General features: G+C 60.7%; 10 protein-coding genes. 6 read left to right on the plus strand and 4 right to left on the minus strand.

Annotated elements, in window-relative coordinates; all coding sequences use genetic code 11:
* Positions 1-154 precede the first annotated feature (154 nt).
* The 5 genes from I6L46_RS03240 (at position 155) to yciA (ending at position 7772) form a co-directional block, all read left to right on the plus strand.
* Positions 155-1801, plus strand: a complete 1647-nt coding sequence (locus I6L46_RS03240; protein ID WP_216977388.1) for an NAD(P)-binding protein — start codon at positions 155-157, stop codon at positions 1799-1801.
* Positions 1798-5373, plus strand: a complete 3576-nt coding sequence (gene nifJ, locus I6L46_RS03245; protein WP_216977389.1) for a pyruvate:ferredoxin (flavodoxin) oxidoreductase — start codon at positions 1798-1800, stop codon at positions 5371-5373. Before I6L46_RS03240 ends, nifJ begins: the two co-directional genes overlap by 4 nt.
* Before the next feature lie 241 nt (positions 5374-5614).
* Positions 5615-6265, plus strand: a complete 651-nt coding sequence (locus I6L46_RS03250; protein WP_216977390.1) for a hypothetical protein — start codon at positions 5615-5617, stop codon at positions 6263-6265.
* A 224-nt stretch (positions 6266-6489) separates the two neighbouring features.
* Entirely contained in the window at positions 6490-7308 is an 819-nt protein-coding gene (locus I6L46_RS03255) for an NAD-dependent epimerase/dehydratase family protein (protein ID WP_216977391.1), read from the plus strand.
* A 59-nt stretch (positions 7309-7367) separates the two neighbouring features.
* On the plus strand, positions 7368-7772 hold the full coding sequence (gene yciA / locus I6L46_RS03260; RefSeq protein ID WP_033113469.1) for an acyl-CoA thioester hydrolase YciA: 405 nt from the start codon (positions 7368-7370) through the stop codon (positions 7770-7772).
* On the opposite strand, the gene I6L46_RS03265 is transcribed toward yciA, so the two are convergent.
* Positions 7773-7997, minus strand: coding sequence for a hypothetical protein (locus I6L46_RS03265; RefSeq protein ID WP_005337874.1), 225 nt, complete (start codon positions 7995-7997; stop codon positions 7773-7775).
* Positions 7998-8104: 107 nt separating this feature from the next.
* Between I6L46_RS03265 and I6L46_RS03270 the strand changes: the two genes are divergently transcribed.
* The gene (locus I6L46_RS03270) at positions 8105-8950 is read left to right on the plus strand and encodes an endonuclease/exonuclease/phosphatase family protein (RefSeq protein WP_005337873.1); all 846 of its coding nucleotides are present in this window, start codon (positions 8105-8107) and stop codon (positions 8948-8950) included.
* Between the two features lie 104 nt (positions 8951-9054).
* On the opposite strand, the gene I6L46_RS03275 is transcribed toward I6L46_RS03270, so the two are convergent.
* The 3 genes from I6L46_RS03275 to I6L46_RS03285 form a co-directional block, all read right to left on the minus strand.
* Entirely contained in the window at positions 9055-9351 is a 297-nt protein-coding gene (locus I6L46_RS03275; RefSeq protein ID WP_224970215.1) for a GrxA family glutaredoxin, read from the minus strand.
* Positions 9352-9445: 94 nt separating this feature from the next.
* Positions 9446-10885: a D-alanyl-D-alanine carboxypeptidase/D-alanyl-D-alanine-endopeptidase gene (gene dacB / locus I6L46_RS03280; protein WP_203116158.1), complete on the minus strand. Its 1440-nt coding sequence runs from the start codon at positions 10883-10885 to the stop codon at positions 9446-9448.
* A 113-nt stretch (positions 10886-10998) separates the two neighbouring features.
* Positions 10999-12759: a DEAD/DEAH box helicase gene (locus I6L46_RS03285; RefSeq protein WP_216977392.1), complete on the minus strand. Its 1761-nt coding sequence runs from the start codon at positions 12757-12759 to the stop codon at positions 10999-11001.
* Positions 12760-12871 lie beyond the last annotated feature (112 nt).

The following is a 12871-nucleotide window of genomic DNA, read 5'->3' on the forward strand; positions in this document are numbered from 1 at the left end:
ATTCGCTAATCAGTACAAAAAAGCGGCCATTATCGACTCAGTTCCCAGTTTCTAACGCTTTCGCTTCTTCCCCATCTGGCCACCGTCCGCTTCGGCTACACGGTATCAAGCGCCATCGGGTGGGGCCTGTCACACAAAAAGAAGAAAGCAATGTATGAGCAAACAACTGGACATGACCCCATTGCCGGATCTCTCCCTGAAAACGGGAACAGGCCCGGTGCGTACCCGGCTACCCGTCTGGCGGCCGGCCCTGCCACCCTGCAATCACGCCTGCCCGGCCGGAGAAAATATCCAGGCCTGGCTCTCTTTGGCGCAGGCCGGCCGTTTTGAGGCGGCCTGGCAGACCCTGATCGAAGAGAACCCCTTGCCCGCCATCCATGGTCGGGTCTGCTATCACCCCTGCGAGAGCGCTTGCAACCGCGGGCAGGTGGATGAATCCGTCTCTATCCACGCCATCGAGCGTTTCCTCGGCGACGAAGCACTGGCCCGTGGTTGGCAGCCTGCGCCACCTGCCCGTGCCAGCGGCAAGAAGGTGCTGGTCATAGGCGCTGGTCCCTCCGGCCTCTCCTGTGCCTGGCACCTCAATCGGCTCGGCCATCAGGTGGAGATCCGCGAAGCGGGGCCGCTTGCTGGCGGCATGCTGCGTTTCGGTATTCCCGCTTACCGTCTGCCCCGCGATGTGCTGGATCGGGAGGTGGCCCGCATCGTGGCGGCTGGGGTGACCCTGACCCTCAACCACAAGGTAGAGGATGTGCTGCGCGAGCGCGACGAGGGGGGCTTTGATGCCGTCTTTATGGCCATCGGCGCCCATCTGGCCAAGCGGGTCGATATTCCGGCCCGGGAAGCGGGCAAGATCCTCGATGCGGTGAGCTTCCTCGAACAGGCCAGTCTGGCCGAAGAGCAGGGCCTGCCGCCACCCAAACTGGGACGGCGGGTGGCCATCTACGGCGGCGGCAATACCGCCATGGACGCGGCTCGCACCGCCCGCCGCCTCGGGGTCGAGGAGGCGATGATCATCTACCGTCGCGACCGGGACCATATGCCCGCTCACGCCTTTGAAGCCGACGAGGCCGAGGAGGAGGGGATCAAGATCAACTGGCTGCGCAGCATCCGCCAGCTCGATAGCACCAATATCGAAGTGGAGGTGATGGCGCTGGATGCCGAGGGCAAGCCGGTGCCCACTGGCAAGTTTGAAACCCTTGAAGCGGACTCCCTGATCCTGGCGCTCGGTCAGGAAGTTGATTTGAGCGTGCTGGAGAGCATCCCCGGCGTGCGGGTCAACAAGGAGGGAGTTGTACAGGTGGCGGGCAACCTGATGACGGATGTGCCGGGGCTGTTTGCCGGCGGCGACATGGTGCCCTCCGAGCGCACCGTTACCATTGCCACCGGCCACGGCAAGAAGGCGGCACGCCATATGGATGCCTGGTTGCGCGGTCGCCACTACCACAAACCGCTCTCCTACCCGCTGGTGGGGCCCGAGCAGTTGCAGCTCTGGTTCCAGACCCACGCCCCGGCCAGCAGTCAGCCGGTCAAACCGGCGTGGGCGCGGGATGACTTTGGCGAGATCATCGGCGGGCTGGATGAGGTGGCCGCCCGCTACGAGGCGGCGCGCTGCTACTCCTGCGGCAACTGCTTCGAGTGCGACGGCTGCTATGGCAGTTGCCCCGAACAGGCCATCGCCAAGCTTGGGCCGGGCAAAGGCTATCAGGTGGATGCCGAGCGCTGCACTGGCTGCGGTGCCTGCCATGACCAGTGCCCTTGTCACGCCATCGAGCTGCGCCAACCGGAGGAGTCCCAATGAAACATGAACTGATCATGGTTGACGGCAACGAAGCCGCGGCCCGGGTGGCCTACCAGCTGAGCGAAGTGTGTGCCATCTACCCCATCACCCCGAGCTCGACCATGGCCGAACTGGCCGATGCCTGGGCGGCAGAAGGGCACACCAACCTGTGGGGTAACATCCCCACGGTGGTGGAGATGCAGAGCGAAGGGGGGGCGGCCGGCACGGTACACGGCGCCCTGCAGGCAGGGGCGCTCGCAACCACCTTCACTGCCAGTCAGGGGCTGATGCTGATGCTGCCCAACATGTACAAGATCGCCGGTGAACTGACTTCGGCGGTGTTCCATGTGGCGGCCCGCTCGCTGGCGGCGCAGGGGCTGTCGATTTTTGGCGACCATCAGGATGTGATGGCGGCGCGCAGCACCGGCTTTGCCATGCTTGCCTCCGGCTCGGTGCAGGAGGCGCAGGACCTGGCCTTGGTTGCCCACAGCGTCACCCTGCAGTGCCGGGTGCCCTTTATCCACTTCTTCGACGGGTTCCGTACCTCCCACGAGGTGAACAAGATCACCGCCCTGCATCGGGATGAAATTCGCGCCCTTATCGACAACGACTGGGTACGCGCCCACCGTGCCCGGGCGCTGAACCCGGATCATCCGGTGATGCGCGGCACCGCCCAGAACCCGGATACCTATTTCCAGTCCCGCGAGCGCGTCAACCCCTTCTACGAAGCGGTACCGGCGCGGGTGCAGCAGTGCATGGACAACCTCGGCGAGCTGACCGGTCGTCACTACCGGCTGGTGGAGTACCACGGCGCGCCCGATGCAACTGACGTCATCGTGCTGATGGGCTCGGGGGCGGCCACCGCCCGCACCACAGTGGATTGGCTCAACCAACAGGATCGCAAGACCGGGGTCTTGGTTGTGCGCCTCTATCGCCCCTTCCCGGTACAGGCGCTGCTTGATGCGCTGCCGCAGAGCGTGCGGCGCATGGCGGTGCTGGATCGCACCAAGGAGCCGGGGGCGGGCGGCGAGCCGCTGCTGCTGGATGTGCAGAGCGCGCTGATCGATGGCTTGCAGCGCGGCCTTATCAAGCGGCTGCCGTGGCTCAGTGGCGGTCGCTATGGTCTCTCTTCCAAAGAGTTCACCCCCGCCATGTGCGCGGCCGTGTTCGAGGAGCTGGCATCCGATGCGCCGCGCCCCCGCTTTACGGTGGGGATTGTCGATGATGTGTCGGGCCTCAGTCTGGCCTGGCACCCCATCGGCGATCTGGAGCCTGCCAGCCGGGTGCGGGCGCTCTTCTTCGGCCTCGGCGCTGATGGCACCGTCGGCGCCAACAAGAACAGCATCAAGATCATCGGCGAGCTGGAGGGGTTCCACGCCCAGGGCTACTTCGTCTACGACTCCAAGAAGTCGGGCTCGCGCACCGTCTCCCACCTGCGCTTTGGCCCCGAGCCCATCGACGCCCCCTGGCTTATCGAGCAGGCGAGCTTTATCGGTTGCCACCAGTGGGGTTTTGTCGAATCGGTCGATCTGCTGGAGCACGCCGCCGAAGGGGCGACCCTGCTGCTCAATGCCCCCTATGAGGCGGACAAGGTGTGGGGCCAGCTGCCCGAGCGGCTGCGCGCCCGTATCCGTGCCCTCAATATCCAGCTCTACTGCATCGATGGGGATCGGGTGGCCGAGCAAAACGGCATGGGCAATCGCATCAACACCATCATGCAGACCTGCTTCTTCGCCCTGGCCGGGGTGTTGCCACGGGACGAGGCCATTGCCCTTATCAAGGAGAGCATCGAGAAGAGCTATGCCCGCAAGGGGCCCGAGGTGGTGGCGCGCAACTTCGCCGCGGTGGATGACACCCTGGCTCACCTCTGCAAGGTGGCGATCCCGGCCGGTGAGGAGCAGATCAGCGACTATCCGCTGCCATTGGCTCCCGGCGGCAGCGAGTTTGTCCAGCGGGTCACTGGCGAGATGCTGGCGGGGCGCGGCGATCTGATCCCCGTCTCCATGCTGCCGGTGGATGGCACTTACCCCACCGCCACCAGCCGCTTCGAGAAGCGGGATATCGCCCGCGAGATCCCGATTTGGCATTCGGATATCTGCATCCAGTGCGGCAACTGTGTCTTTGTCTGCCCCCACGCGGCGCTGCGGGCCAAGTTCTACCATCAGGACTGGCTGGCGACCGCCCCCGAGGCAGCGCAGTCGGTGCCCGTCACTGCCAAGGGCTTCCCCGACAGCCGCTATACCTTGCAGCTCTATCCGGAGGATTGCACCGGCTGCGGCCAGTGCGTGCAGGCTTGTCCGGTGCGGGCAGGAGCAGATGAGGAACACGAGGGCGAGCGCGCCATCACCATGATGGACAAGGCGCCCCATCTGGCTGGTCAGAAACAGGCGCTGCGCTGGTTCGAGAGTCTGCCTTGGCCTGCCCGCGAGCGGGTGGATTTCTCCACGGTGCGCGGTGCCCAGTTCCTCGAACCCCTGTTCGAGTTCTCCGGCGCCTGCGCCGGCTGTGGCGAGACCCCGTATCTCAAGCTGCTGACCCAGCTGTTTGGTGATCGCATGCTGGTGGCCAACGCCACTGGCTGCTCCTCTATCTACGGCGGCAACCTGCCGACCACCCCGTGGGCCAAGAACGGCGAAGGGAAGGGGCCAGCCTGGTCCAACTCCCTGTTCGAGGACAACGCCGAGTTTGGCTTTGGTTTTCGTCTCACCGCTGATCAGCATCACGGTCAAGCGGTGGCGGCCCTCGAAGCGATGAAGGGGGAGCTGGGGGAGGCGCTGGTCGAATCGCTTATCAATGCCCCGCAGCGGCTGGAGTCGGAGATCCGCGCCCAGCGCACCCGGGTGGCGCAAGTGCGGGAGCGGCTGGAAGAGGTGAAATCCGGCAAGGCCCGCGAGCTGCTGTCACTCATCGATCAGCTGGTACGCCGTTCGGTCTGGATCATCGGCGGGGATGGCTGGGCTTATGACATCGGCTCATCGGGGCTCGACCATGTGCTCGCCTCCGGGCGCGATGTGAACGTGCTGGTGATGGATACCGAGGTCTACTCCAACACCGGCGGCCAGATGTCGAAATCGACCCCGCTCGGCGCCGTCGCCAAGTTTGCGGCGGGAGGCAAGACGCTGGCCAAGAAGGATGTGGCGTTGCAAGCCATCTCCTACGGCAACGTCTATGTTGCCCGCATCGCCTTTGGTGCCAACCCGCAGCAGGCGCTGCAGGCCTTGCGTGAGGCGGAGGCCTATCCGGGCCCGTCGCTTATCATCGCCTACAGCCACTGTATCGCCCACGGTATCGACATGGAGTTTGGCCTGACCCAGCAAAAACGCGCCGTGGCCTCTGGTCACTGGCCGCTGATGCGCTACAACCCGGTACTGCGCAGTGCGGGGCAGAACCCCTTCAGCCTCGACAGCCTGCGCCCCTCCATCCCCCTTGCTGAATACCGGCAGGAGGAGACCCGTTATCGGGTGCTGGCCCAGAGCCATCCGGAGGAGGCCGAGCGGCTGATGCAGGTGGCGCAAAAAGTGGCGTGGCAGAAGTGGGCCACCTACGAGGAGATGGCCACCCGCGAGGCCAGCCATTTCCATCCGCCGGTGTGATGGTGAAGTGAGTGAAATATAACCAAGCGGGCCAATGGCCCGCTTTTTATACCGGGCGACAATTGGATGTCACTACTCACTATCTGATAGCAACTACAGGCGTAGCCGTGGTGATATCATGAAAACCAAAGTGATGTGTTGATATGTTAGGATAAGCTGGACAGGATATATGACATATTATGTGATATATGAACAGTTTTCGTATATTGAATAGTCCGCTTTGCTTTATTTTGGAGGCAGTTTGAACTTTTTAAGTTACACGATGGTGTTTTTATTAGGAGTAATCATAGATGCTCCTGATTATCAATTTTTAATAAAGGAAGTAAAATGGACTGATGTTATTACTACGTTCGCCACTGTTGTGGCGACAATTATCGTATATAGGACTTATTCAAGATGGCTAGACTCAAAGAAAAGAGAAGATGCCTATCAGACGTCAAAGGATTATATATCCTGTTTGGTGGACATATCAGAGTCGCTTTATGAACTAATGTCCCCTTTTGAACAATGTGTCCCACAAGCTGGCTGCATACCAATTAATCGTGAGCAGAGTGATTCATTGCTAGCTGGTAGTAACGAAGCTCGTCATAAACTGATGGCAAAGGCTAATAAGTTGGCAAGGACAAAATCAGAGTTGAGCTTTTGGGGGGTAAGCCTAGTTCCGGAATTCGAAAAAAACCATGAGAGCATATTGAAAGAAGTATCTAATGCTTTTGTTGTCGCGGGGGCACTTCAAAGCCAAGTATATTGGTATTACAACGTTGATAAGAGTAAGCAAGCTAGTATGTTTGACGAGTTCTCCAAGTTAAAAGTCAGAGTGTTAAATACTCAAAAGTTTTTAGATTTGAGATATAGACGAAAATATGCAGGCTTTTTTGTTCACCCAAAATAGAACGGGCTATGTAGAAATAATGTTTTTTGGGTGAAAAATATATTGGGTGGTCGGTATTAGAAAAATGTGTAGATAAGAAGGAACGTTAGACAAGGAATGCCTCCAAAGCACGACACAATATACCGCCACTTTGGCATAATCCTCCCATCTACAGCATCAGGCTTCCTTTTCCTACCAAGGCAGGTAAGCTGCGGGGCAAATAGCGTCAAGCAGGAGAAGGGACCATGACAGAACAACATATCGCCGGGACGATCGGCATTCTGGGGGCGGGGTGGCTGGGGCTGCCGCTGGCGCGGGCCCTGTTGGCGGCAGGCAAGCCGGTGGCGGTGACGGTCAGCAGCGCCGAGAAGGCGGCCCGTCTGCAGGGGGAGGGGATCGATGCCCATCCGCTGACGATTTCTGCCCATATGTCGGATGCGTGGCCCATCCCCTGCGAATCGCTGGTTATCTGCGTACCGCCCAGCAAGACCGATGATTATTCGCAGGCGGTGGCAAAGGCCTGCGCGTTGGCCAAAGCGCACGGCACCCGGCGGGTGCTGTTTGTCAGTGCCACCTCGGTATGGGGCGCAGGGCAGCAGGAGGGGGAAGAACCCAAACCGCGTCATGCCCGTGGCGAGCGGATGCTGGCGGCGGAGCAGGCGGTACTGGCGGCCGGTTTCGAGGCGGTGATGATAGTGCGCCCCTCCGGCCTTTATGGCCCGGATCGCCATCCCGGCCGTTTCCTGGCGGGCAAGACTCTCGATGGCGGCGCCCAGTCGGTCAATCTGGTCCATCTGGACGATGTGGTGGCGGCTTGCATGCTGCTGCTGGAGCGGGGCAAGGACGGGGATGTCTTCAACCTGAGTGCGCCGGTGCATCCGCGACGTGAGCAGTTCTACCCCTTTGCGGCGCGCCAGCAGGGGCTGCCCGTGCCGGTCTTTATCGAGCCTGCCGGTGAATTTCAGCCCATCGACGGTCTGCTGATTTGCCAGCAGATGGGATTCAACTATCGCTGGCCCGATCCGGCCCACTGGTTTGCCGAGCTCGCCGCCTCGGGCAATTGAGGTTTGCCAAGGGGGTGATCGCCCCCTATCATGCCGCCATCCATGAGAGAGAGGCGGTAATGATGGTAGATACAAAACGTCACCCCGATGGGGAGTTGTTGCTGAGAACCCTGGCAATGCCAGCCGATACCAACCCCAATGGCGACATCTTTGGTGGCTGGATCATGTCCCAGATGGATATAGGTGGGGGCATTATGGCCAAGGAGCTGGCAAAAGGACGTATTTGTACTGTATCCGTCGAAGGCATGACCTTCCACAGTCCGGTCAAGGTGGGCGATGTGGTCTGCTGCTACGGCCGCTGCATGAAGATCGGCCGCAGCTCCATGAAGCTCAAGCTGGAGGTGTGGGTCAAGCCGGTACTGCGGGAAAACGATGCCCAGCGTTACTGTGTGACCGAGGGGATCTTCACCTATGTCGCCATCGACGAACATGGCAAATCCCGCCCGGTTCCGGTGAGTGCCTGATTAAATCAGCCGGGCATTGATGATGGATATTTCCTGCTCAAGCCCGGTTTTTTGCCGTATCATGCGTTCCAGCATCTCTTCCGAGCCCACATATTGCAGGGTGTCAAACAGGCAGAGATCGCATTGAGGGTCCCGTCTTATCTGATAGACGGTGGCCAGCTCCACTTGATGACAATTTCCTTGTTGATCATAAAACGTCACGTTGTACCGAAGTTCTTTCGCCATGAGACAAGGTCCTTCTGGTTGGGTGGAACAGGGACTATCAGCTTAGTCGGCGTGGATGACGTTTGTGATGGTCGCAACAAAAAGCAAAGGCGGGCGGTTGTTAGCCAATGAAAAATAGTTATCGCATTCTTGGCACCTCCCTGCTGACCCTGGGGTTGGTAGGCTGTTTTGAGGTGCCGGATCAGAACCATCTGGTCACAGCTCAAGGGATTGTGCCGGGACTCGACTGCCAGCGTCCGCCGCTGGTGGCGCTGGCGACCACGGCGCTGCCCCGTGAATTCGGGGTGACGGTGTGGAATCTCTACAAGGGCCAGCGCAAAAACTGGCGTGAAGGGATGGACAGTTATGCCAAGGGGCAGGATCTGGTGCTGCTGCAAGAGTCGGCCACCCGTCCCGATATGCTCGACTGGCTGCGCGCCGGTGATTTCCAGTGGCAACAGCTGCAAGCCTTCACCCAGGGCGGCGTGTCGTTCGGGGTAATGACGGTGGCCAAGACCCCGCAGGCGTTCGTCTGTGGTGTGCGCTCCCCCGAGCCTTTGCTGCGCATCCCCAAATCCGGGCTGGTGAGCCTCTATCCGCTGCAGGGCGATCCTGATGGCGTGATGGTCATCAATATCCATGCGGTCAACTTCGAACTGGGGATGGCCACCTTCCGCGAGCAGCTCAACGATTTGACTGCCTTGGTGCGCCGCCATCAGGGGCCGGTGATCCTGGCCGGTGATTTCAATACCTGGAGCGACAAGCGCCAGTTCTGGCTGAATAAACTGGTGGACGAGCTGGGGCTGCAAGAGGCCGTGCCGGTGCCTGACCTGCGCCGCACCGCCTTCGGTCGCCCGCTGGATCACCTCTACTACCGCAATCTGGATCTGGTCGAGGTGAGTTCACCGGCGACCGACAGCTCGGATCACAACCCCATCATTGCGCGTTTTGCCGCCCAGTCTGTGACTCCCTGATCGGGGATGATGTGTGCGTGTTGCCCATAAAAAATCCGGCGCCTGATGGCGCCGGATTTTTTATAAGCTCTAGCGGTCAACCCGTTCGGGATGACCCGCAGGCATTACTGGTAGAGACCCAGATTCGCTTTGGCGTAGGCTTCGAAATCGGTGCAACCACCGATGTGCTGCTCATCCAGGAAGATCTGCGGCACGGTATTGACCGGCTTGCCGGCGCTCTTGGCCAGATCTTCTTTGGTGATCCCTTCGGCATGGATATCCACGTAGCGGAATTTGAAGTCATCGCGCTGTTCGGTCAGCTGCTCGGCGATCTGTACGGCACGGACACAGTAGGGGCAACCCGGGCGACCAAAAATCACTGCAAACATATTTTCTCTCCGTTTTTTAAGCCGTTTTTGTATGGCCGTTGATATGAGGCAGGCAACAGCATAGCCCTGCCTCGTGGCGACTTGAAGCCGAAATTATCGATACCCTGATTCGAGTGGGCCTATTGGATCAGCTCTCATCGGCGATCTGGATAGGCTGCTGCTGATAGATGCTCTCCAGCACCCCCTTCTCGAATACGGTCCAGGGCCAAGGGGCCTTGCTGGCACGATAGCGCTCATGGGTGGCCGGATCTTGGGACAGACCGCGCTGGAACATCACGAACGCCTTGCGCTGGCCGCCTGCCGTGTCGATAAAGCCCACCAGATTGGAGGTGCCGGTGATGGTACCTGTCTTGGCATGGACCTTGTTCTTCATCATGGGGGCGGTGACGCTGCGGCGCCACGCCAGGGTGCCATCCACCTGCGAGCTTGGCAGCAGCTTGATCAGGCCAAGCTCGGCATCATTTTTCTGGATGAAGTTCAGCACCGACATCATCTGACGGGCGCTGATGAGATTGTGAGCGGAGAGACCGGAGCCGTCTGCCAGGGTGGCGTTGCCCAGATCGATGCCGTTCTTGGTCAGGATGGCGCGCACTGCCATGGTGCCGCTGCGATAGCTGCCCGGCTTGTTGTAGTAGTGACGGCCCACGGTTTTGAGGAAGGTATCGGCATAGAGGTTGTCCGATTTCTTCAGCATCTTGGCGAGCATTACCGGCAGGGAGACCGAGTAGTGGGTGCCGAGGGTCTCTGCCCCTTCCGGGGCCTTGTGGGTGACCCGCAGCAGGCCGTCATGCTTGATACCGGCACGGTTCATCGCCCAGCGGATGTTGTCCCAGCCCCAGGCTTCCACATCGTGAATGGCGAAACGCAGACCCTGCGGCTCCTTGTTCGGGGTGATGCAGCCCTTGAGCTCGTAGAAGTTGCCCTTGGCCATGTCCACTTCCAGCGCACAGAACTGGCGCGCCATGTCGCCATAGCTCATCACCTCCACGTTGTCGGCACCGATGCCGATGGGCACGCCGGTAGCCACATTGCCCACCGCCGGTTTGCCAATCTGGGTGGCAGTGATGGTGCCGTAGGCGCAGTTCTTGTCGATGATGACCGAGGAGACAGGAGCGGCGAAGCAGAGGGTCTGATCTCCCCACGACCAGCCGTTACCGCGCTCGTAGCCGTTGTAGGCGCCGGTGTTGACGTAGACATTGCCCTTGATGCTGGTGACGCCGAGCTGTTTGAACAGGGCCAGCAGATCCATACGGGAGAGGGTGGGGTCGCCGACGAAGTTGATCCAGATATCGCCGTTGATGGTGTCACCCTGTTTGGCACCGGGTTGGGCCTGAATGTCGGTGGCGAAGCGGAAGTCGGCACCCAGCTCGAGGCGGGCCGCCAGCGCGGTGAGCACCTTCATGGTGGAGGCGGGGGCGATCATCTGATCCGCATGTCGGGCGAACTCGACGCCGTTATTGCCCTGCACCATGATGGCGTACTGGCCACCCTGAGGGGGCGTCAGCGGGGCGGCATGAGTCGCCAGAGAAGAAAAAAGAGCACAAAAACCAATCAACAGCCGCTGCATAACATCCTCTAACGTGATGAAGGGCCCGGCAGTGGTGCCGACCCTGATAATTCAACCAGCCGATGCGGGATCGACGGGGGTAATGCAATTCATGCCATGTATGCTGGTCGCCATCATGCCATCGAGTTGGCGGTACGATAGCGACCCTCATAATCAAAAATTTTCTCTTTTATCTGCCAGAAGCGACCCGATTTGCGGGCGATAACAAAATCCGGATGACGGAACTGGCTTTGCGCGGCCAGCACGCTCGCCAGGGTGGCAAATTCGGGCTCCAGCCCCGGGGCGGGCCAATGATGACGCACAAAGTGCTGTTGAAACAAGCGCCGTGCGCCCGGGGAGTGAAATCCGAAGTATTCACTGAGGGTCAGCCCATCCTCATCGTGGTAGGTCACCTCCAGCCGCTCCCCTTGTTTGCCGCGCCCTGCTGTGAGGGTTAGCCCCGCACAGCGGATCACCATGCAATCCTTGAGATTGAGCGCCTCTTTGAGCTTGTCGTCAGGGTCCACCAGCAGCTGATCGCAGCTCTGGCAGCGGCGGGCGGCGATGTCGTTCTCCGCGCCACAGCCGGGGCAGATCTTGGCGCGAAAGCGGAAATCACACTCCTCGCGGTTACCCTCGTCATCTTCAAACAGCCCCTGACAGCGGCGGCCGTAGTGCTCGATCACCTTGCCATCCTCGTCGGTCTTGCCCCAGAAGGTGTTGGCAAAGCCGCAGGCGGGGCAGGGCACCTGCACCGGCTCGGTACCGGCGTGGGGGCGAGGTTCCCCCACTTCGGGGGCAAACAGGTTGAAGTTGTTGCCCGCATAGTCGAGCACCAGACAATCCTCCTTACCCGGCGAGAGACGCAGGCCCCGTCCGACGATCTGCTGATAGAGGGAGACCGACTCGGTGGGGCGCAGCATCACGATAAGATCGACATGGGGGGCATCGAAGCCGGTGGTGAGCACCGCCACGTTGACCAGAAACTTGAGCTCCCGCGCCTTGAAGGCGCTGATGAGGGCATCGCGCTCCGGCCCCGGCGTCTCGCCGGTGATAAGAGCTGCCTGCTGGCCTCGGGCGCCAAGCAGGCCGTGAATTTCGCGGGCGTGCTCGACGGTGGCGGCAAAGATCATCACCCCCTGCCGGTCGGCAGCATACTCCAGCACCTGACTCAGGATATGGGGGGTGACCCGCTGCTGGCGCTTGAGCTCGCCGTTGAGATCTGCCTCGCTGAAGAGGCCGTTCTCCCGCGGCACCAGCTTGCTGAAGTCGTAGTGGACTATGGGAGCATCCACCATGCGCGGTGGGGTCAGGTAGCCGTTTTTGACCATAAAACGCAAGGGCAGCTCGAACACGCAGTCGCCAAACAGCCGCTCGCCGTGGCTCTTGACCATGCCGTGATAGTGGCGCCGGTAGATCCAGCCCAGCCCGAGCCGATAGGGGGTGGCGGTGAGGCCGAGGATCTTGAGGGCCGGGTTGGCGACCTTGAGGTGGTCGATCACCTGATGGTACTGGCTGTCATCATCGAGCGATACCCGATGGCACTCATCGATGATCAGCAGCGAAAACGCCCCGTCGAAGGCCGCCAGATTGCGGGCAACCGACTGCACCGAGCCGAACACCACCTGGGCGCTTGCCTCCTTGCGATCCAGGCCGGCAGCGAAGATGTCGGCCTTGAGCCCCCACGCCTCGTACTTGGCGTGGTTCTGCTCCACCAGCTCCTTGACGTGGGCCAGCACCAGCACCCGGCCGCGCGCTTTGCGGGCCAGCTCGGCGATCACCAGACTCTTGCCGGCACCGGTGGGCAGCACTACCACGGCGGGATCCGGGTGTTTGCGAAAGTGGCTGATCACGGCGTTGACGGCGTCGGTCTGATAGGGTCTGAGAACGAACATGCAGGCTTGGGTGTGTCGATGTGGGGTGGTGCAGGATGGCGCCATTATAGGGTGCTTGCCGTCACAAAAACAGCGGGCCGGCATGATGCCGGCCCGCAGGGTGCTTGGGTGC

It is taken from the genome of Aeromonas sp. FDAARGOS 1416, assembly GCF_019048085.1.
Classification (GTDB): Bacteria; Pseudomonadota; Gammaproteobacteria; order Enterobacterales; family Aeromonadaceae; genus Aeromonas; species Aeromonas veronii.